At 68.0% G+C, this 20,136-nt stretch carries 19 protein-coding genes and 3 tRNA genes; 6 read left to right on the forward strand and 16 right to left on the reverse strand.

The annotated features are described in order from the left end of the window. Nucleotides 1-87 precede the first annotated feature (87 nt). Together VH571_RS00320 and VH571_RS00325 are read left to right on the forward strand one after the other, a co-directional pair. The gene (locus VH571_RS00320) at nt 88-1,296 is read left to right on the forward strand and encodes an ROK family transcriptional regulator (RefSeq protein ID WP_194603471.1); all 1,209 of its coding nucleotides are present in this window, start codon (nt 88-90) and stop codon (nt 1,294-1,296) included. A gap of 126 nt (nt 1,297-1,422) precedes the next feature. Then, complete coding sequence (locus VH571_RS00325) at nt 1,423-2,070, forward strand: YqaJ viral recombinase family protein (protein ID WP_055962148.1); 648 nt, start codon at nt 1,423-1,425, stop codon at nt 2,068-2,070. Here the strand turns inward: VH571_RS00325 and VH571_RS00330 are convergent. Continuing rightward, the gene (locus VH571_RS00330) at nt 2,012-2,665 is read right to left on the reverse strand and encodes a Pr6Pr family membrane protein (protein ID WP_423262788.1); all 654 of its coding nucleotides are present in this window, start codon (nt 2,663-2,665) and stop codon (nt 2,012-2,014) included. The two genes, VH571_RS00325 and VH571_RS00330, sit on opposite strands and share 59 nt — an antisense overlap. A 132-nt stretch (nt 2,666-2,797) precedes the next feature. Here VH571_RS00330 and VH571_RS00335 point away from each other — a divergent pair, with 132 nt between their 5' ends. Continuing rightward, nucleotides 2,798-3,799, forward strand: coding sequence for an NADP-dependent oxidoreductase (locus VH571_RS00335; RefSeq protein ID WP_423262789.1), 1,002 nt, complete (start codon nt 2,798-2,800; stop codon nt 3,797-3,799). A 1,115-nt stretch (nt 3,800-4,914) separates the two neighbouring features. Here VH571_RS00335 and rplA read toward each other — a convergent pair. The 5 genes from rplA to VH571_RS00360 form a co-directional block, all read right to left on the reverse strand. Next, complete coding sequence (rplA, locus tag VH571_RS00340) at nt 4,915-5,604, reverse strand: 50S ribosomal protein L1 (RefSeq protein WP_055959628.1); 690 nt, start codon at nt 5,602-5,604, stop codon at nt 4,915-4,917. Between the two features lie 80 nt (nt 5,605-5,684). Continuing rightward, entirely contained in the window at nt 5,685-6,116 is a 432-nt protein-coding gene (gene rplK, locus VH571_RS00345; protein WP_055959629.1) for a 50S ribosomal protein L11, read from the reverse strand. 106 nt (nt 6,117-6,222) lie between these two features. Continuing rightward, nucleotides 6,223-7,305 carry a transcription termination/antitermination protein NusG gene (nusG, locus tag VH571_RS00350; protein ID WP_123941872.1) on the reverse strand — a complete coding sequence of 361 codons (1,083 nt, stop codon included), beginning with the start codon at nt 7,303-7,305 and terminating at the stop codon, nt 6,223-6,225. Nucleotides 7,306-7,434: 129 nt separating this feature from the next. Further along, nucleotides 7,435-7,716, reverse strand: coding sequence for a preprotein translocase subunit SecE (gene secE / locus VH571_RS00355; protein WP_233573009.1), 282 nt, complete (start codon nt 7,714-7,716; stop codon nt 7,435-7,437). Nucleotides 7,717-7,801: 85 nt separating this feature from the next. Next, nucleotides 7,802-7,874, reverse strand: a tRNA-Trp gene (locus VH571_RS00360). Between the two features lie 224 nt (nt 7,875-8,098). Between VH571_RS00360 and VH571_RS00365 the strand changes: the two genes are divergently transcribed. Continuing rightward, nucleotides 8,099-9,316 (forward strand): pyridoxal phosphate-dependent aminotransferase, encoded by a 1,218-nt coding sequence (locus VH571_RS00365; RefSeq protein WP_423262790.1) that lies wholly within the window; start codon nt 8,099-8,101, stop codon nt 9,314-9,316. Nucleotides 9,317-9,360: 44 nt separating this feature from the next. On the opposite strand, the gene VH571_RS00370 is transcribed toward VH571_RS00365, so the two are convergent. The 3 genes from VH571_RS00370 to VH571_RS00380 are packed head-to-tail and all read right to left on the reverse strand — an operon-like array spanning nt 9,361 to nt 11,335. Then, the gene (locus tag VH571_RS00370; RefSeq protein WP_423263367.1) at nt 9,361-10,470 is read right to left on the reverse strand and encodes a UDP-N-acetylmuramate dehydrogenase; all 1,110 of its coding nucleotides are present in this window, start codon (nt 10,468-10,470) and stop codon (nt 9,361-9,363) included. Beyond that, the gene (locus tag VH571_RS00375) at nt 10,461-10,892 is read right to left on the reverse strand and encodes a MaoC family dehydratase (protein WP_123941870.1); all 432 of its coding nucleotides are present in this window, start codon (nt 10,890-10,892) and stop codon (nt 10,461-10,463) included. Before VH571_RS00375 ends, VH571_RS00370 begins: the two co-directional genes overlap by 10 nt. Continuing rightward, a complete protein-coding gene (locus tag VH571_RS00380; RefSeq protein ID WP_423262791.1) occupies nt 10,889-11,335 on the reverse strand; it encodes an FAS1-like dehydratase domain-containing protein in 447 nt (148 codons plus the stop codon). Before VH571_RS00380 ends, VH571_RS00375 begins: the two co-directional genes overlap by 4 nt. A 334-nt stretch (nt 11,336-11,669) precedes the next feature. Between VH571_RS00380 and VH571_RS00385 the strand changes: the two genes are divergently transcribed. After that, nucleotides 11,670-12,518 (forward strand): UbiA family prenyltransferase, encoded by an 849-nt coding sequence (locus tag VH571_RS00385; RefSeq protein WP_423262792.1) that lies wholly within the window; start codon nt 11,670-11,672, stop codon nt 12,516-12,518. A 59-nt stretch (nt 12,519-12,577) separates the two neighbouring features. Here the strand turns inward: VH571_RS00385 and VH571_RS00390 are convergent, their stop codons facing one another. The 7 genes from VH571_RS00390 to VH571_RS00420 all read right to left on the reverse strand — a co-directional run bounded on the left by VH571_RS00390 (nt 12,578) and on the right by VH571_RS00420 (nt 18,272). Then, a complete protein-coding gene (locus VH571_RS00390) occupies nt 12,578-13,729 on the reverse strand; it encodes an FAD-dependent oxidoreductase (protein WP_423262793.1) in 1,152 nt (383 codons plus the stop codon). Next, the gene (locus VH571_RS00395; RefSeq protein WP_423262794.1) at nt 13,722-14,438 is read right to left on the reverse strand and encodes a methyltransferase domain-containing protein; all 717 of its coding nucleotides are present in this window, start codon (nt 14,436-14,438) and stop codon (nt 13,722-13,724) included. Before VH571_RS00395 ends, VH571_RS00390 begins: the two co-directional genes overlap by 8 nt. Beyond that, nucleotides 14,435-15,664 carry a type III polyketide synthase gene (locus VH571_RS00400; protein WP_423262795.1) on the reverse strand — a complete coding sequence of 410 codons (1,230 nt, stop codon included), beginning with the start codon at nt 15,662-15,664 and terminating at the stop codon, nt 14,435-14,437. The genes VH571_RS00395 and VH571_RS00400 overlap by 4 nt, the downstream gene beginning before the upstream one ends. A gap of 165 nt (nt 15,665-15,829) precedes the next feature. Continuing rightward, nucleotides 15,830-15,903 (reverse strand) — tRNA-Met (locus VH571_RS00405). A gap of 40 nt (nt 15,904-15,943) precedes the next feature. After that, nucleotides 15,944-16,018: transfer RNA gene (locus VH571_RS00410), tRNA-Thr, on the reverse strand. 160 nt (nt 16,019-16,178) lie between these two features. Further along, entirely contained in the window at nt 16,179-17,141 is a 963-nt protein-coding gene (locus tag VH571_RS00415) for an aldo/keto reductase (RefSeq protein WP_123941860.1), read from the reverse strand. A 141-nt stretch (nt 17,142-17,282) separates the two neighbouring features. Next, on the reverse strand, nt 17,283-18,272 hold the full coding sequence (locus VH571_RS00420) for an aldo/keto reductase (protein ID WP_194603512.1): 990 nt from the start codon (nt 18,270-18,272) through the stop codon (nt 17,283-17,285). Between the two features lie 68 nt (nt 18,273-18,340). Between VH571_RS00420 and VH571_RS00425 the strand changes: the two genes are divergently transcribed. Next, on the forward strand, nt 18,341-20,026 hold the full coding sequence (locus VH571_RS00425) for a glycoside hydrolase family 13 protein (protein ID WP_423262796.1): 1,686 nt from the start codon (nt 18,341-18,343) through the stop codon (nt 20,024-20,026). Nucleotides 20,027-20,136 lie beyond the last annotated feature (110 nt).

A 20,136-nucleotide genomic window follows, 5' to 3' on the forward strand; every position in this document is an offset into this window, starting at 1 on the left:
GTCACTTTTGTCGAGCGTCAAGCAAAAGGTGTCTTCCATTCGACATCTTTGCTCGTGACCGCTCGAAACCTGTGGTTTACTCCTGTTATGTCAGACGCCGCGCGGACGTCCGTCCTCGGTTCGACCGGGGCAGGCGACCTCTTCCAGCTCCTCCGCGACGGTCGCCCGCGCACCCGTGCCGAGCTCGCTGCCATCACCGGTCTGGCCCGTTCCACCATCGGCCTGCGCCTCGATGCCCTCACCAGTCTCGGCCTCGTCGGCCCCGTCGCCGATGCGATCTCGACCGGCGGCCGCCCCCCGTCGCGCGTGGCACTCCTGCCGAGCGCCCGCGTCGTCCTCGCCGCCGACCTCGGCGCGAGCCACGCCCACGTCGCCATCACCGACCTGATGGGTGCCGAGCTCGCCAGCCACACCGAGCACCTCGAGATCAGTCTGGGCCCGGAGGCGGTGCTCGGCTGGATGGTCGAGCACACCGACGCGCTCCTCGAACGCCTCGGCAAGACCCGGGCCGATCTCATCGCCGCGGGCATCGGGCTGCCCGGCCCCGTCGAGTTCAGCACCGGCCGACCGGTCAATCCGCCGATCATGCCGGGGTGGGATGCCTTCGACGTTCCCGGCTGGGTCAAACGCCACACCGAGAGCCCGGGTCGGTCGCCCCTTCCCGTCTATGTCGACAACGACGTCAACATCATGGCACTCGGCGAGCGGACTCATTCCTGGCCCGACGTCGACCACCTCTTCTTCCTCAAGGTCGCCACCGGCATCGGCTCCGGCATCATCTCGGCAGGTCAGCTGCAGCGGGGTGCCCAGGGCATCGCCGGAGACATCGGTCACATCCCCGTCGCCCGCGGCGCGGGCATCTTCTGCCGCTGCGGCAACGAGGGATGCCTCGAAGCCATAGCCTCCGGCCCGGCGATCGCCGCGGCAATGCGACGGGACGGACACGACACGGCATCAGGATCCGACGTGCTCGACCTCGTCCGCAGCGGCGACCTCGACGCGGTGCGAGCGGTGCGGCAAGCCGGGCGCGACATCGGCGAGGTGCTCACCACCTGCGTGAGCCTCATCAACCCGTCCGTGATCGCGCTGGGCGGCTCGATGGCCGACGCCGGCGAGCACCTGCTGGCCGGGGTCCGCGAGGTCGTCTACTCGCGTTCGATGCCGCTGGCCACCGAGCACCTCACCATCGTGCAGTCGCGCGCCGCCGACAGCGCGGCGATCCTGGGGGCGAGCATGCTCGCGATCCACTACGCGCTCTCCCCCGAGGCACTCGACACGCTCGCGGCCGCCAACTGATCGCGCCGCCCACCCCCTTCGAATTCGAAGGAGATCTGCCCGGGTAACCGCGTCGGATCCTGATGCCTTCGTCGCGCGTCGGCCGTTTCTCCTTCGAATTCGAGGGAGAATAGTGGGGTGACGTTCGTGCAGACCCCCCTCTCCCTCTGGGACGACGAGGATCCCACGCGCCACCACTCCGCCCGCATCCTCGCCGACTCGTCGGATCGCGTCGGCTGGCTCCGCGCTCGCTCCCGCGGCATCACCGCCACCGACGTCGCGAGGCTCTCGAGTGCCGCCGCCGTGCGAGCCGTCGTGCTCGACAAGCTCTACGGCAACAGCTTTTCAGGCAACGCCTTCACCGATCACGGCCGAGCGCGCGAACCCGTCATCGCCCGCTGGGTCTCTCGCAACCACGGCATCGAACCGTCGAGCAAGCTCTTCCACGCGCGCGGTGAGACGCTCCACCTCGCGACTCCCGACGGTGTCGGCGAGCGGTCGTCCGGCGAGATCGTCCTGGCCGAGATCAAGACCACCGGCAAGACCTGGCGAAGCATCCCCCGCTCGTACCTCCGCCAGGTGTGGTGGCAGCAGTACGTGCTGGGCGCCGAGCGAACGCTCGTCGTCTGGGAACGCCACGTCGACTTCGTGCCGGTGCCGGGGCCGCCCGAGTGTCAGTGGGTCGAACGCGACGACGACCAGATCCACGGCCTCGTCTCGCTCGCCGATCAGGTCGTCAGCGAGCTACGCCGACCCGATCGAGACGCGTCGTATCCGCCCCCATGGGCTCGATGACCCTAAATCGACTCAGCCAGATCACCAGCGCCGACATGCCGGCGATAAACGCGGCGATGCCCAGGCAGTAGAGCAGCACCACACCCCAGCCCAGTTCTTCGACGTTCAAGAACGGGTAGGGCACGAAGCCCTGACCGCGCAGGAGCGTCGCGACCAGCCAGATCACCGGGTAGACGAGAAACAGACCGAGGCGCCCCCAGGCGATGCGGGTGCGATCGCCGAAGAGGATCCACTCGAGAACCGCGAACAGCGGGATCCACTTGTGCAGGATGTCGTTCGACCACGGCACGTTGTAGTCGCTGACCGGGCCATTCGCGAGCAAGAGGTTGTAGACGACTCCGGTGGTCGCGAGATACGTCGCAGTAGCCCCACGAGAGACGACGAGCCAGTGCGGCTGCGTCCCGCCTCGCGCGACGAACCCGGCTCCGAGAACGAATGTCACCGCGATAAGCAGGTTGCTCTGGATCGTGAAGTAGCCGAAGAAGTTGAAGAAGAAGAAATCGGGTGCCGCCATCGACGAGATCAGCTGAGCCACCACCGCGACAACGACGGCGAGAGCGGCCGCGAGCCGCAGCACGATGAAAAGAGCCTTCATCATCCGAGCGTATCGATAGTTTCCGCATCAGTGACACTCTCGAAACACGGTGGAATCATCGTGCCTCTTTACTGAAGGAACAGGGGGTGCCTCATCAGGGACGCCGCACGACCCCGACGAGAAAGGCCATCGATGACGACGACGACAACGGAAGAGGCCGTGGTAACGAGCACGATGCGCGCGGTGGTGATCACCGAGAACGGGGGGCCAGACGTCCTCGTGCCGAAAGAGATTCCGGTACCCGGACGACAAGGATCCGAGGTGCTCGTCCGTGTCATCGCGGCGGGGGTGAATCCGTTCGACGCCGAGGCCCGGCGGGGGTTGGCCGGACACTGCGGCTCCCCCGAACTCCCCGCCGTGCTCGGCTGCGACTTCAGCGGCGTTGTCGTCGAGAGCCCGTACCTCGGGCATGCATTCCAACCGGGCGTGGAGGTCTACGGCGTCGCCTCCGTGCCACGGTCGGCCGGAACCTACGCCGAGTACGTCAGCGTGCCGTCGCTCCAGGTGGCTCGCAAACCCAAGTCGCTCTCGCACACCGAGGCGTCTGCCGTACCGCTTGCGGCCCTGACGGCCTGGGGACTCGTGGTCGACGTGGCCAAAGCCCACGAGGGGCAGCGCATTCTCATCCACGCCGCGGCCGGCGGGGTCGGACACTTCGCCGTGCAGTTCGCGGCGTACTTCGGCGCTCACGTCGTGACGACGAGTTCCGCCCGCAACACCGCCTGGCTCACCGAACTCGGTGCCGCCCAGACGATCGACTACACGGCGGGCGACTTCGAAGATCATGTGGCGCTCGTCGATGTCGCGATCAACCTGGTCGACGACGACGGGATCGCGGCCCGCACGGTGGGAGTGGTCCGGCCCGGTGGCCTGCTCGTGCACGTACCCGTCGGTGCCACAGCGAAGCGCGATGCCCTTGCCGGTCGCGCAACGGCCGCCGGAGTGCGCTTCACCGACTACTCGATGGCCCCCGACGCGACCTGTCTCGCGATCATCACCCGCCTCCTCGACTCGGGTGACGTCTCGGTCTACGTCGACGACGTCTACGACCTGGAGGAAGTCGCCGACGCCCACCGCCTGCTCGAGCGCGGCCACACGCGCGGCAAGCTCGTGCTCAAGGTGCAGGACGACTGAGCGGTTGGGGTTGCGGTTGCGGCCGCGCGAGGGCGAGCTCTGAGGCCTGCGGCGTCGTCGGCCGCGAGCGTGCGCAAAGCGGGGCCCGGCAGGCAGCCGGAGCCCGGAATGGGCACTCTCGCGGATGGCCCGGGCACGGAGCTGCGGATCCTGCGTTCGCGAGTCAGGCACCCAGCCCCGCGACGACCAGAACACAAGGATCCGGCGCCCACCCACGCCCACATTCCTGATCGACGCGCGACACCAACCCACTCTGTCCGAACGTGTCCATATTGGGGCCCGGCAGGCAGCCGGAGCCCGGAATGGGCACTCTCGCGGGTGGCCCGGGCACGGAGCTGCGGATCCTGCGTTCGCGAATCAGGCACCCAGCCCCGCGACAACCAGAACACAAGAATCCGGCGCCCACCCGCGCTCACACTCCTGATACGCACGCGACACCAACCCGCTCGCACCGAACGTGTCCATAGTGGGGTCCGGCAGGCGGCCGAAGCCCGAGATGGGCACTCTCGCGGGTGGCCCGGGCATGGAGCTGCGGATCCTGCGTTCGCGAATCAGGCGCCCAGCCCCGCGACGACGAGGACACAAGGATCCGGCGCCCACCCACGCTCACATTCCTGATCAACGTGCGACACCAACTCGCTCTCGCCGAACGTGTCCATATTGGGGCCCGGCAGGCAGCCGGAGCCCGGAATGGGCACTCTCGCGGGTGGCCCGGGCACGGAGCTGCGGATCCTGCGTTCGCGATTCAGGCACCCAGCCCCGCGACAACCAGAACACAAGGATCCGGCGCCCGCCCACGCTCACATTCCTGAAGCACGCGCTATCCCGATAGCCCCGGACCAACCGTCGGGCGCGCAACGAACGTTCGCGAATCAGGCAATGAGCCCCGTGAAACCGAAAACACAAGGATCCGACGCCTGCCCGCGCCCACATTCCTGATCCGCGCGCAACACCAACCCACGCGCGCCGAACGTGTGCAGGTCGTGGTCCGGCAGGCAGCCAGAGCCAGTGATGGGCACTCTCGCGGATGGCGGGATGGAGCTCACTACCCGGCGCGCACCGAGCACGACGAAGGGCCCCCGCCTTACGGCGAGGGCCCTTCTGAGAGTCAGCGCTTAGAAGGCGTTGATGTCGAGGGGGATGCCAGGACCGAAAGTGGTCGAGACGGTGCCCTTGGTGATGTAGCGGCCCTTCGAAGAGGACGGCTTGAGACGAACGACCTCGTCGAGGGCGGTGTCGAGGTTGGCGTTGAGCTGCTCCTCGGTGAAGCCGGCCTTGCCGATGACGAAGTGCACGTTGGAGTGCTTGTCGACACGGAACTCGATCTTTCCGCCCTTGATGTCGTTCACGGCCTGAGCGACGTTCGGGGTGACGGTGCCGGTCTTGGGGTTCGGCATGAGGCCGCGGGGCCCGAGGACCTTACCGAGACGACCGACTTTGCCCATGAGCTCCGGGGTGGAAACCGCGGAGTCGAAAGCCGTGTAGCCCTCGGCGACCTTGGCGATGAGCTCGTCGCCACCGACCTCGTCGGCGCCAGCGGCGATAGCGGCCTCAGCAGCAGCACCCGTCGCGAAGACGATGACGCGGGCGGTCTTGCCCGTGCCGTGCGGGAGAATGACGGTGCCACGGACCATCTGGTCGGCCTTGCGCGGGTCAACACCGAGCTTGAGGGCGACCTCGACGGTCGAGTCGAACTTCTTCGAGCCGGTCTCGCGAGCGACGGCGACAGCCTCGGTCGTGGAGTAGAACTTGCCTGCCTCGATCTTCTCGGCAGCGGCGCGGTACGCCTTGGACTTCTGAGCCATTGTGAAATCTCCTGATTTCGAGAGCGTGGTAACGAGCCTGGCGGGCTCTCCCACTGAATGTCTTGGGGGTGGTCGAACGCTTACGCGTCGACGGTGATGCCCATGGAGCGGGCGGTGCCGGCGATGATCTTCGCCGCGGCGTCGATGTCGTTGGCGTTGAGGTCGGACTGCTTGGTCGTCGCGATCTCGCGGACCTGCTCCATCGTGAGCTTGCCCACCTTGACGGTGTGCGGCGTAGCGGAACCCTTGGCGAGGCCAGCGGCCTTCTTGATGAGCTCGGCGGCCGGCGGCGTCTTGAGAATGAACGTGAACGAACGGTCTTCGTACACGGTGATCTCGACAGGGACGACGTTGCCGCGCTGCGACTCGGTCTGAGCGTTGTACGCCTTGCAGAACTCCATGATGTTCACGCCGTGCTGACCCAGAGCCGGGCCGATGGGCGGGGCGGGGTTCGCGGCGCCGGCGTTGATCTGAAGCTTGATCAGACCTGTGACCTTCTTTTTCGGTGCCATGTTCTTTTCCTTCTTGTGGGTGTCGAACTCGGTGCGGTTGCATCGGGCTCTCCCGGAACTGCGAGTGCAGGATCCGGTGGCTGAGAAATCTGGGGAGTGACCGGCTCTAGAGCTTGGTCACCTGGTCGAAGCTGAGCTCGACCGGCGTCTCGCGCTCGAAGAGCGAAACAAGCACCGTGAGCTTACCCGATTCGGGCTTGATCTCGTTGATCGTTCCGGGGAGGCCCGCGAACGAGCCCTCTTTGATCGTGATCGTCTCGCCGATCTCGAAGTCGACCTCGGCGGGGATGACTCGCTGAGCCGCCTTGCCGGCCTTGCCGGAGCCCTTGGCGGCCGGAGCTGCCTCCTGCACCTGCACGAGGCTCTTCAGCATGTTGAAGGCCTCTTCGAAACGAAGGGGGGTGGGGTTGTGGGCGTTGCCCACGAAGCCGGTGACGCCCGGCGTGTGGCGGACGACCGACCAGGAGTCTTCGTTCAGATCCATGCGGACGAGCACGTAGCCGGGAATGCGAACGCGGGTGACAAGCTTGCGCTGACCGTTCTTGATCTCGACGACGTCTTCCATGGGAACTTCGATCTGGTAGATGAAGTCTTCCATCGTCAGCGAGACCATGCGGTTCTCGATGTTCTGCTTCACGCGACGCTCGAAGCCGGCGTAGGAGTGGATGACGTACCACTTGCCCGGCTTGCCGCGCAGGTCGTAACGGAAGGCTTCGTACGGGTCGACCTCGGCCTCGTCTTCGACTTCTTCGGTGACGACGTCGCTCTCGTCGGCGCCGAAAGCGGCCTCGACGTCGGCGTCTTGCACGGTCTGCTCGGACTCGGTCACGGCGTTGAACGTGCCCGCGGCGTCACCCTCGGCCTGCAGCTCTTCTGCGTCGAGCTCGGCCTCGTCGTCGGTCGCCTCGACGGCGGCCTCGGCCTCGTCGAGCGAATCGATGTGGAGGGCGTCTTCGACGATGGCGTCAGCCTGCTCGTCTTTCGCCTCGTCGAGGGTGTCGAGCAGCTCGTCGAGCTCGGTCACGTCGGACGAACCGGACTCGTCGTCGATCGAGAGTGCCTCGTGCTCGGCCGAGTCGACGCTCGCTTCGTCAGCCGTCTGGGTCGAGCCCTCTTGGGTCTCTTCGACCTCGGAGGACTGCTCAGCAGCGGTGGCGAGGTCGATGTCGTCGCGCTCGTTCTTCGGCAAGGGTTCTTCTTCCGTTGGAATGGTGCGGGCTGTCTTCGGATTGCACAGACGCCCGGATCGTGAAATGAGGTCGGTTGGCGAGGATGTCGCTGAGGGCGGTGTGCACAGACGCACTGCCACCCGAGCCGGCTAAGTGGGATTGACTCCGTTGCCGAACACGTACTGGACGACGAAGCCGAACAGCGTGTCGAGGCCGAACACGAGCGCCATCATGATGACGACGAAGGCCAGAACGACCAGGGTGAAGTTGACCAGCTCTTTGCGGGTCGGGGTGACGACCTTCTTGAGCTCGCTGATGACCTGGCGGAGGAACAGCACGATGCGCGCGAAACGGCCGCGGCTCACGGAGCTGTCTGCCTTCGCGATCGCGACTACGTCCTCGTCGGGGACGTCTACGTCTTTTCTCGCCACGTGTCGTACTTGCCTTTCAAGCATCGCCCGGGTTGTCACGACCCGGATCGTTCGTCCGACCCGTGCGTCTGCACGAGTAGGGCTGCAGGGCGGACAGGACTTGAACCTGCAACCTGCGGTTTTGGAGACCGCTGCTCTACCAATTGAGCCACCGCCCTTTGGATAACGGAACCCGATGCCGCTCCTTCGACCCCCTGGAACAGAACTCCACCTGATTGCTGCGGGACCTGCTTGCCGTGGGCACGAAAGAGCTTGGTGGATTCCACCACCGCAGACAAGTGTAGGCGACCCACCCTGGGCAAGTAAAGTTGAGCCGCCTCGCGGCCTCGTGGCAGCGCATATCCCCGCGATGGACGAAGGGGCGCCCGGTAGGCTGGACGCCGTGAACAGCACCGACCAGAGCGCCCGCCTCCCCCGTCTCTCTGCGCGCATCGCCGCGATCGCCGAATCGGCCACTCTCAAGGTCGATGCCAAGGCGAAGGGCCTTCAGGCCGAGGGCAAGCACGTCATCAGCTACGCGGCCGGCGAGCCGAACTTCGCCACGCCCGAGCACATCGTCGAGGCGGCCGTCGTCGCGGCGCGCGATCCCAAGAACCACCGATACACGCCCGCGGCGGGTCTTCCCGAGCTCCGTCAGGCGATCGCCGAGAAGACGCTGCGCGACAGCGGCACCCACGTCACGGCGTCGCAGGTCATCGTCACGAACGGCGGCAAGCAGGCCGTCTACCAGTCATTCGCCGCGATCGTCGACGAAGGCGACGAGGTGCTTCTGCCCGCCCCGTACTGGACCACCTACCCCGAGGCGATCAAGCTCGCCGGCGGTGTGCCGGTCGAGGTGTTCGCGGGTGCCGAGCAGGGCTACCTGGTCACCGTCGAGCAGCTCGAGGCCGCCCGCACCGACCGCACCAAGGCGCTGCTCTTCGTCTCACCCTCCAACCCGACCGGCGCCGTCTACTCGGGCGAGCAGACCCGAGCCATCGGCGAGTGGGCGCTCGAGCACGGCATCTGGGTCATCACCGACGAGATCTACCAGAACCTCGTCTACGACGGGGTCAAGGCCGTGTCGATCACCGAGGCCGTCCCCGAGCTGGCCGACACCACGATCCTCGTGAACGGGGTCGCCAAGACCTACGCCATGACGGGCTGGCGCGTGGGCTGGATGATCGCTCCCGCCGACGTCACCAAGGCGGCGTCCAACCTGCAGTCGCACCTGTCGTCGAACGTGTCGAACATCTCGCAGCGTGCCGCCCTCGCGGCGCTGACCGGTTCGCAGGAATCCGTCGAGACCATGCGTCAGGCGTTCGACGTACGCCGCAAGACGATCGTCGCCGAGCTCAACAAGATCGACGGCGTCGTGACGCCCACCCCCGAGGGGGCCTTCTACGTCTACCCCGACGTGTCGGGTCTTCTCGGCCGCACCTGGGGCGGTGTCACCCCGACGACCTCGCTCGAGCTCGCCGACCTGATCCTCGACCAGGCCGAGGTGGCGACGGTGCCCGGCGAGGCATTCGGTCCGAGCGGCTATCTGCGACTGTCGTACGCCCTCGGCGACGACGACCTCCTCGAGGGAGTGCAGCGGCTCCAGCGACTGTTCGCCTAGCCCAGAGGGGGTGACCCGCCCCGACGGGATGGCCCGCGGCCTACCTACAGAGACACACCCAGCAGGATCGGCTCCGGCTGCAATTCGACCCCGAACTCAGCCGAGACCCGACTCTGCACGTACCGGGCCAGCTCACCCACCTCGGCGGCGGTCGCGCCTCCGAGATTCGTTATCGCGAGCGTGTGCTTCGACGAGATCGCCGCACCGGAGCCCGGCAGACGGAACCCGCGAGGCACTCCCGCGTGCTCGATCAGCCAGGCCGCGCTGAGCTTGATACCGCCCTCGACGATCGGCGGCGGCGGCGCGGGCTGCTCACCGAGGGGCACAGCGACGTCGCGTGCCTCCGGCACGGTCTCCCAGCGCGGCGCGTCGGCCGGGATCGCTTCGAGGGCGCGGCGCGACACGATCGGATTCGTGAAGAAGGATCCGCTCGACGCCGTGTCACGATCCGTCGGGTCGAGGACCATCCCCTTCGAGGCCCGCAGTTCGAGCACTCGCGCCCGGACGTCGGCGAGCGGAACCCGCTCCCCCAGCTCGACTCCCAGGGCCTGGGCGAGCTGCGGGAAGGCGATCGGCTCGGAGAGCCCGCCGCCCCGCGACAGCTGGAACTCGACCGAGGTGACGACTCCGGCACGAGGATCCGGCCCGGACGCCTTGAAGACACTCGTGCGGTAGTCGAGACCGAGGTTGGCGCGTGGGATCCTGACGAATTCGAGGCTTTCGGCGTCGAGGAAGTCGACGCTGACGACCGTCTCGGAGATCTCTTGGCCGTAGGCGCCGATGTTCTGCACCGGGGCGGCTCCGGTCGAGCCGGGCACTCCGCTCAGCGCTTCGAAGCCCGCCCAGCCGTTCGAGACGGTCTGCTCGACCAGGGAGTCCCATGGCTCGCCTGCCGCGACCCGGATCGTGACGGTGTCGGAGGTCTCGGAGACGACCTCGACGCCGCGGGTGGCAACCTGGATGACCGTTCCGGGGAAGCCCTCGTCAGAGACGACGAGGTTCGAGCCGCCGCCGAGCACGAACCAGGGCTCGAGAGAGGAGAACGCCTCGCGGGCAGCCGCCAGCAGCTCGTCGTGGGTGGTCGCCACGATGAGGCGGTCGGGGCTTCCCCCGACCTGCATCGTGGTGAGCTCGGCGAAGGCGGTCACGCCCAGGCCACGCGCACCTGCGCCTTGCCGAGGACGGTCTGCCCCGCGAATGTCACGGTCAGGTCGACGCGAGCGCTCTTCGCCTCGGCGTCGAGCTGCCCGATCTTCGCTGACACGACGAGCTCGGCGCCCGTCTCGGCGTCGACGGCGACGGGGCGGGTGAAGCGGACCTGGTAGTCGCTCACCCAGGCTCCCGCACCAGGGCCGCTGTCGCCCTCGAGCCAGTCGACGACCGGCTGAATGGCGGTGGCCATCGTGAGCATGCCGTGGGCGATGACCCCGGGCAACCCGACCGACTGGGCGAAGTCGTCGCGGTAGTGGATGGGGTTGAAGTCGCCTGATGCACCGGCGTACCGGACGAGCGAGTCGCGGGTGAGCGTGTAGGTGCGTTCGGCGACGACCTGGCCCACCTCGAGCGCGGCGCTCACTCGTCGCCCCGGACGACGAGGGTGGAGATGGCGGTGACGACGTGCTCGCCCGCCGCATCGAGCATGACCGATTCGGCGGTGACCATCGAGTGGCCCCCGAGCGACTTGACGCTCGCGACCGTCAGCGTCGCCGTCAGCTCGTCGCCGGCGACAATCGGCCTCGTGTAGCTGAAACGCTGGTCGCCGTGCACGACCCGCGAGAAGTCGATGCCGGCATCGGGCGCGCTGAGCAGCTGCTGCAGGGTGTGCTCCTGCACGACCACGGCGAAGGTCGGCGGAGCAACGACGTCGCTGTAGCCGGCCGCGCGAGCAGCCTCGGGGTCGAGAGAGAGGCGGCTCGTCGAGGCGGTGGCGCGGGCGAACTCTCGCACCTTCTCGCGACCGACGAGGTACGGAGCCACCGGCGGAAAACTCCGCCCTTGGAGATCGGGGTTCACAGACACGACGTCAATTCTAGGCGGCCTGGAGGGACGCCCGCGAAGCACGAGGATTCGATCGTCGGACCCCTGGTTTCCGCGGCGGGTCAGGCGTACAGTGACGTCACGTCTGGGATGGTAACTCGACGCAAGCACCCGTTTCAGAGGGTGCCGCAGCGTTTCCCTCGGTGCTGATCCACCGTGGGCTCGACTTCGAGCCAGCAGGGCTGCGACACCGTCCGGATGCGACAGGGTGCGCACCGCCGTTTACCCCGGCGGGGCGCACCCTGGTTCGGGCCGGATCCGCCCCGTGCGGCAGGGCGTCCCTTCCGAGACGATGGGGCCTCCTAGTGTTATCCCCATGCTTTCCAGGGCGAGGGATCTCGCGCTCTCCTCGCACCCGGGGCCGACCGCGGCCGTGACAGTGCTGTCGGCGCTGCTGGCGGCCTCGCTCGGTTACCCGACCGCCCGGATCCTCGTCCTCGCCGTGGCGGTCCTGCTCGGGCAGCTCTCGATCGGTTTCTCGAACGACTGGATCGACTCCGGTCGCGACCGGGCGACCGGACGGCACGACAAGCCGGTCGCGCAGGGCCGCATCAGTGTGCCGATGGTGCGCCGCGCCGCGATTGTCACCCTGGTCGCCGCCCTTGCCGTCTCGATCGCCCTCGGGCCCGCCGCAGCTCTCTGTCATCTCGTGCTGATCGCCTCCGGCTGGGCTTACAACGCCGGCCTCAAACGCACCCCCTTCTCAGTCGTGCCGTTCGTCATCGCCTTCGGGATCCTCCCCGATGTCGTCACGCTCTCCGGTCAGGAGGGGGTGCCCGCGGCGGGGTGGGCGACCGCGGTCGGAGCTCTCTTCGGCGTCGCCATCCATTTCACCAACGTGCTGCCCGACCTCGCCGACGATGCCGAGACCGACGTCCGCGGCCTCCCGCACCGGCTCGGAGCTCGGGTTTCGGGCGTCGTGGCGTTCGCGGTGCTTGTGGTCGCGTCCGTCCTGGTTCTGATCGGCCCGGTCGCGGGCGACAACGACCGGGGTGTCACCCTCCCGGCCGTCTTCGGCCTCGTGATCTCGCTGGCGATCGCGGCGATCGGAATCCGCCGCGTGCTGACGATCCCGCCCGACCGTCTGCTCTTTCAGCTCGTAATCGTCATGTCGCTCGTCGTCGCGGTCTCGCTCGTGCTGAGCGGCGGTCGCCTCACGGCTTGAGTCGCGGGACAGCCTGAGTCACGGGACAGCCTGACTCGCGTCGGTGGCTCAAGGGCAATTCAGGCCCAGGCCATCGCGTAGGTGCGTGCCAACATCCGGCTCGCGGGGCTGCCCAGCAGGATCCCGAGGCCGACGTCGCGGGCGGTGCGCCGCACTCCCGCTGATGGCCGACCCATGGCCATGTTCACCTCGGCCTGCCTCGCTGCTCTACGCGCGCCGCGGAGCCGGTTCTGCTCGAACGCCTCCAGCGCCTCGAACAATGAGGTGTCGACGAGTTCGCGGCGGGCTCCGCTCACGAGGAGCGGTGCGAGCTCGGCGGCGTCGAGCCACCCGAGGTTCATACCCTGCCCGCCGATGGGGCTGATCTCGTGGGCGGCGTCGCCGATCAAGACGACCCTGCCCCGCACCAGGCGCTCGGCAAGTCGACGGCGAGTGACGAATGCGCTCAGCATCGAGTTCGTCGCCGGGTCGACTCGCGTGCCGACCCGATCGCTGATGAGCGCGGCCACGTCGCCTGCCGTGGGCCGGTCGAGGGGTTTTCCGGTGTGGGCGACGAACCGTCGTCGTCCGCCGGGAAGGGGGAACGACTCGACGACCCCGTCGCGCTCGAGGTGGATGACCGCGTCGTCACCCTCGCCGGTGTCGTCACGGAAGTCGCCCATGACGAACGCGTCGGAATACGCTCGGAGAGCCGCGGGGATGCCGAGGAGCTTTCGAACGGCGCTTCGGGCTCCGTCGGCCCCGACGACGAATCGGGCCACCTCGAAGACATCACGGCCCTCGTGGCGCGCGTGGAGCCGCACATGATGCGGGTCGATGTCGTCGATGGCCACGAGCTCCATCCCCCGCTGCAGGCAGTTCGGGGCGAGCTCGGCCAGGCGATCTGCGACGATCGCCTCGGTCTCGTGCTGCGGCAGGGAAGCGATGTAGTCGAACTGGTTATGGACGGCGTCGAACGACACCGTGCCGAGGGTGCGACCGCCACTCCGGGCGATCCCGCGGTGGATGTGCACGGCCTTCGCGGCGATGGTGTCAGCCACCCCGATCCGGCCGAACGCCTCCATCGACGGCGGGTGGATCCCGATGGCGCGGGAGAGCGGTGCGGGCCGCGTGCGCTTCTCCCAGACTGCGACGTCGAGACCGGCCTCGGCCAGCAGAGCGGCCAGGAACACCCCGACCGGGCCTCCCCCGACGACCACGACGTCACGCATCAGCGTCTCCCGGGCTCAGCGTGAGCAACAGTCGGGCGGGCTGGAGTCGCTCGACGCGCCAATCGCCGCCGACGCGCGACCGCAACTCGGCGGGCGTGTAGCTGCGGCGGATGGAGAGCAGGCCGTCCGGACGGATGAACGATCCGGCAAAGCCCACCCGGGTAGCCGCGGAGTAGGCGGCATAGGCGGTGCGGCTCCTCGCGATGTCGTTGTGGATCGCCAGCCGACGGGCCAGGACTCGGCTGTCGTCAAGGAGCGCGGTCAGCTCGTCGCCGGCGAGGTGGTGCAGCACGTGGTTCGAGACGACGACATCGAATACGCGCCCCTCCTCGACGAGGGCACGACTCGCTGTGCGCTCGTACCGGACGCCGTCGTCAGCCGGGAGGGACAGCGCGAAGGCGTGGGCTCGAGGATCCGGGTCGATGGCCGTCACCGAGATCGGGTGGCCGTCGCGACGCGACCACGCCGCGAGAGCCCGAGCGACGTCGCCGCCACCCGAACCGATGTCGAGGACGGTGAGGGGCGAGGGGCTCGCGGTGGCGAGCGGTCGGATCCTGCGCTCGTAGATGCGTCGCCAGCCCGACACGACACGGTTGACGAGGGCGAAGTGCCGATAGGTGCGGTCGAGGGCGACCACGTCGCAGTCGGGATCGTCCATGAGCTCGAGCGCACTCGTCTCGCGGGCGCGAAGGGAGGGAGAGGAGCTCACTCGCCGCCCCGCAGGGTCAGCAGAGCCGTCTCGACGGTGAGACCCGGCCCGAACGCCATGGCGCAGACGCGGCGGGTCCAGCTGCCGGATGCACTGCCCCGCTCGCCCGGTTCCGCCGCTCGCGCTCCGGCCTCGGCCCCGACCGCCACGAGCTCGCGTGTCACCGGCGCTTCGGCGCCCACCAGCAGCTCGCGCAGCACGAACAGTACGGTCGCGCTCGACATGTTGCCATGTTCGCGCAGCACCTTCCGTGAGGCGGCGACCTGCGGCTCGTCGAGGGCAAGCGCCGTCTCGACACGGTCGAGAATGCTGCGCCCACCGGGGTGAATCGCCCAGAAGGGCACGTCGGCCACCTCGAGCCCCGGCGACCCCGCCAGAAGAGAGGCGACCGCCGCGCCGATGTTCTGCTCCACGATCCGCGGAACGTAGCTCGAGAGCACCATGTCGAAACCGTGGTCGCCGATCGTCCACGCCATGTCGGCGGCTCCGTCGGCGATGATCGTGGTCTCGAACGCGTCGAGATCGAGGCGCGGTGACTCGTCAGGCCCGGCGTGCGCCGACCCGACGACGACCGCTGCGGCAGCCCCATCGCCAAAGACCGACGCCGCGACGATGGCGTCGGGGTCGTCGTCGACGTGCAGGTGGAGGGAGCACAGCTCGACCGAGACCACGAGCACGACGGCGTCGGGGTCGAGGTCGCAAAACTGAGCGGCCATCTTGAGAGCGGGGAACGCGGCATAGCAGCCCATGAACCCCAGGTGGAAGCGCTGCACCGACGAAGAGAGGCCCAGCTCGCGGACGAGCACGTAATCGGGTCCCGGCGCGTAGAAACCCGTGCACGAGACGGTCACGACGTGCGTGATCTCGGAGACCGCGAGGTCGGGCACCGCGGCGATCGCCTTCCGAGCCGCCTCCACGAGCAACGGCTTCGAGTAGAGGGTGTAGGCGTCGTTGCGGGCTGCCGTTCCAGGGTTCGCGACGATGCCCGAGGCGATGTCGAAAAGACCCGGGTCGGCGGCAACCGAAGGATCCGACGTCGACTTTCGTTGATCGAACTCGGCGAGAACGGAGTGCCGCGTGTCGATGGCCGAGGCATCGAAGGCGGCGGTGACGAGGCGCTTACCGAGTCGCCCATAGCCGGGCTGCTCTCGCAGGAGGTCGCGCAAGTCGGGCTGGTGCACTGTTGCGGCGGGCACCGCGGTCTCGATCGAGCGGATGACGGCCATGCGTCATGGTACGACCGCGCCAGGCTTTCGGCCCGCCGAGCCGAGCCGAGACCTCAGATTCGACGACTCAGCGGCCCTGCGAGGCGTCGATTTCGAGGTCTCACGACCCCAACCCCCAACATGCAAAAAAGGCCTCGCCCAAGAGGGCAAGACCTTTGTTGCTTGTAGCGAGGGCGGGACTCGAACCCGCGACACCACGATTATGAGCCGTGTGCTCTAACCACCTGAGCTACCCCGCCGCACTGCCGACCTGAGGGCCGTCACCGGACTCGCGTTCGGTGGAGCCCCCTGTGGGAATCGGACCCACTACCTCTTCCTTACCAAGGAAGTGCTCTACCAATGAGCTAAGGGGGCGTGACCACTCTGATTCGACCCGGTTACCGGGCCGCGAATGGCACCACACGAGAATAGCAGGAGTTCGAGCCGCCACGTGACACGTGACGCGCCGCCGAGGTCGCAGGAGTGGTCGGGTGAAGTCGATCACTCCCGCGATCTCGGCAGAACGCAGTACGACCTAGGCCGACGCCGCCGAGAGCGCGGCCACATCGTCGGCCGACAGGTCGAGCGTCGTCGCCGCGATGAGGTCGGGCAGCTGCTCCACGGTGCGCGCCGATGCGATCGGGCCGGCCACCGAGGGCTGCGCGATCAGCCAGGCCAGCGAGACGGTGGCGACCGATGCGCCGGTCGACTCCGAGATGCGATCGAGCTCGGCGAGCACACGCCGACCCCGCTCGTCGAGGTAGGCGCTGGCGCCTCCGGCGCGGGGGCTGTCGACGTCGACTCCGTCGCGGTACTTGCCGGTGAGAAACCCGCTGGCCAGCGACGAATAGGGCAGCACGGAGACGTTCTCCGCTGCCGCGACGCCCGCGACCGTCGGGCCGCCGTCGGATCCTTCGACTTTGTCGCGTTCGACGAGGCTGTACTGGTTCTGGATCGCCGCGTACTTCGGCAGGTTCTCGGACTCCGAGAAACGAAGGGCCTGCTCGAGGCGCTGACCCGAGAAGTTCGAGGCGCCGATCGCGCGGACCTTGCCGAGCTCGACCTGCTCGGAGAGGGCCTCGACGGCCTCTTCGACGGGACGGTCGGTGAAGTCGCGGTGGGCGTAGTAGAGGTCGATGTAGTCGGTGCCCAAGCGCTCGAGCGAGTCGTCGACGGCGCGACGGACGATCTCTCGCGAGGTGCCCTCGAGGCCGGTGAGCATGCCCACCTTGGTGGCCACGACGATGTCGTCGCGGTTGCCGCGCGCCTTCATCCACTTGCCGATGATGACCTCGGATTCGCCCCCCGAGTTGCCCGGCTTCCAGGCCGAGTAGACGTCGGCCGTGTCGATGAAGTTGCCCCCGGCGGCGACGTAGGCGTCGAGGATCTCGAACGACGTCGCCTCGTCGGCCGTCCAGCCGAAGACGTTGCCGCCGAGATTGAGTGGGAAGACGCTGAGGTCGCTCGACCCGAGAGTGGTGCGGGGTGCGTCGGTCATGTGACTCCTTCTGATCGGATGTTCTCTAACGCAACACCCGTTCGCCTCGGGAATTCCGAGAGCCGAGGATCCCGGTGGTCCCGGATCGAGGCATACGCAGCGTCGAGCTCCTCCCCGACGAAGTAGCCGACAGACCCGTTCTCAGTCGTCGGCGTGCTGCGAGATGGTCGTGAGCTCGGTCATCTCGGCGTCGTCGAGGGTCAGCTGGGCCACCCCGAGGAGGTTCTCGAGCTGGATCACCGAGCGAGCGCTGGCGAGGGCGCCGACGACGTTCTGCTGCTGGACCACCCAGCGGATCGCCACGGCGGCCGGTGTCACCCCGTGCCTCGATGCGATATCGGTGACGACGTCGAGGGTGCGCAAGTTGCCGGGCGTGAGATTACCCATCGCTCGACTGCCCCGGGGCGAGTCGCCGATGTTGTCGCGGCTGCGGTACTTGCCCGTGAGGAACCCGCTCGCGAGCGTCGAATGAGGCAGCACGGCGAGCCCGAAGTGGTCGACGAGCGGCGACATGTCGGACTCGTACTCGTTGCGACGAACGAGGTTCCAGGCCGGCTGGACCGCCGCGAAGGGGTGGAGGCCGTCACGGTCGGCAATCGCGAGCGCCTGCCGGAGCCTCGCGCCGGTGTAGTTCGACACCGCCGGGTAGCGGATTTTTCCCTCGTCGACCAGCTCGCTGAAGGCGGCGACCGTCTCGTCGAGGGGAGTCTCGTCATCGTCGTAGTGTGCGAAGTAGAGATCGATACGGTCGGTGCGCAGCCGACCCAGCGAGGCCTCGACGGCCTTGCGGATGCTGGTGCGAGTGAGGCCCGGAGCGTCGGGGTGCTGACCCACCTTCGTGCTGACGATGACGCGATCGCGGTTTCCGGGGCGCGCGAGCCACCGGCCGATGATCGCCTCCGACTCGCCGCCCGTGTTGCCCGGGAGCCAGGCCGAATAGACGTCGGCCGTATCGAGCACCCGTCCGCCGGCGTCGGCATAGACGTCGAGGATCTCGAGGGCGGTCGGTGCACCCACCGTCCAGCCGAACACGTTTGTTCCGAGCGCGAGCGGGAAGGGAGTCGCGTCGGGCGGGAAGAGGTCGGGCAAGGAGTCCAGGAGGTAGCCAATCCGGTCGGTTCGCACCACCATAACGGACCCGGTACTCCCCTGTGGACTCGTGCGGCTGAGAGCGACGCACCTGTCGTATCGTGGCTGTCATGCCTCTCGACGAGACCATCCAGACCGACGGCCCCCGACTCGATGGGGCCGAGTGGTGGCGCACGGCCGTGATCTACCAGGTCTATCCGCGCTCCTTCGCCGATAGCAACGGCGACGGCATCGGCGACCTCCCCGGCATCACCTCGCGCCTCTCGGCGTTGGCCGACCTCGGCGTCGACGCCGTGTGGCTCTCGCCGTTCTTCACCTCCCCGCAGAAAGACGCCGGTTACGACGTCGCCGACTACTGCGACGTCGACCCTCTCTTCGGCACGCTCGACGACTTCGACGCGCTCCGGCGCCGGGCTACCGAGCTCGGCCTGCGCGTGATCGTCGACCTCGTCCCCAACCACTCCTCCGACGCCCACGACTGGTTCCAGCGCGCGCTGGCGGCAGCTCCCGGCTCCCCCGAGCGCGCCCGCTATCTGTTCCGCGACGGGCAGGGCGAGAACGGCGAGCTTCCCCCGAACAACTGGCAGTCGGTCTTCGGCGGCGCCGCGTGGAGCCGCGTCACCGAAAAAGACGGCACCCCCGGCCAGTGGTACCTCCACCTCTTCGACTCGTCGCAGCCCGACTTCGACTGGGAGAACCCCGAAGTCCGCGACCAGTTCCTCGACGTGCTCCGGTTCTGGCTCGACCGCGGTGTCGACGGGTTCCGCATCGACGTCGCCCACGGTCTCATCAAGAAAGACGGGCTGCCCGACTACACGCCCCCGAAAGACGCCGGCAGCATGGGCGGCGGCCTCGCCGAAGACCAGACGCCTCCGTATTGGGCTCAAGACGGCGTGCACGACATCTACCGCTCGTGGCGCGCCCTTCTCGAGACCTACCCGGGCGACCGGATCCTGGTGGCCGAGGCCTGGGTGGAGCCGCTCTCGAAGCTCAGCAACTGGGTTCGCCCCGACGAGATGCACCAGGCGTTCAACTTCTCGTACCTCGAGAGCGGTTGGTCGGCACCGTCGATCAAGGGCGTCATCGACTCGTCGCTCGAGGTGTTCGACAGCGTCGACGCCCCCAGCACCTGGGTGCTCTCGAACCACGACGTCGTGCGCCACGCCTCCCGGCTCGCACTCACCGCCGACAACGCCCAGGGTGCGGGCATCGGGCCGAAGAGTTCGGGCCTGCCCGACACCGCGGTCGGCCTGGCACGGGCTCGCGCGGCCACTGCCGTGATGCTCGCCCTCCCCGGCTCGGCCTACATCTACCAGGGCGAAGAGCTCGGGCTGCCCGAGGCGATCGACCTGCCCGACGAAGCCCGCCAGGATCCCACGTGGTTCCGCACTGCGGGCGAGCGCTACGGTCGCGACGGCTGCCGTGTGCCGCTGCCCTGGGAGGCCGAATCGCCCGCCTTCGGGTTCAACACCACCGGCGAGTCGTGGCTGCCGCAGCCCGAGGGGTGGGCGCCCTACGCACGAGACGCTCAAGAGGGCGACACCGGCTCCACTCTCGAGCTCTACCGCCTGGCTCTCGCGCTGCGTCACGAATTCGCTTTAGGATCCGGCACGGTCGAGTGGCTGCCCGGTTACGGCCCCGACGTGGTCGCGTTCCGCAACGGTCAGATCACCGTAATTGCGAACACCGGCTCGGTGCCGGTGGAGCTCCCCGTCGCCGACGAGCTCCTCGCGACTGTCGAGCTCGAGGGCGCAGCGCTGCCGGCCGACGCGACGGTGTGGTTGCGCGTGTCGTAGTTGCCACGGGCCGGCGTTGCCAGCGTTGGTCCGCGAGACGTCTTACGGACAAAGCCACCTGCCGCGGCAGGTGGCTTTGTCCGTAAGACGTAGGCAGTGCCTCGCAGGCA

Source organism: Frondihabitans sp. 4ASC-45 (assembly GCF_049472575.1).
GTDB lineage: Bacteria > Actinomycetota > Actinomycetes > Actinomycetales > Microbacteriaceae > Frondihabitans.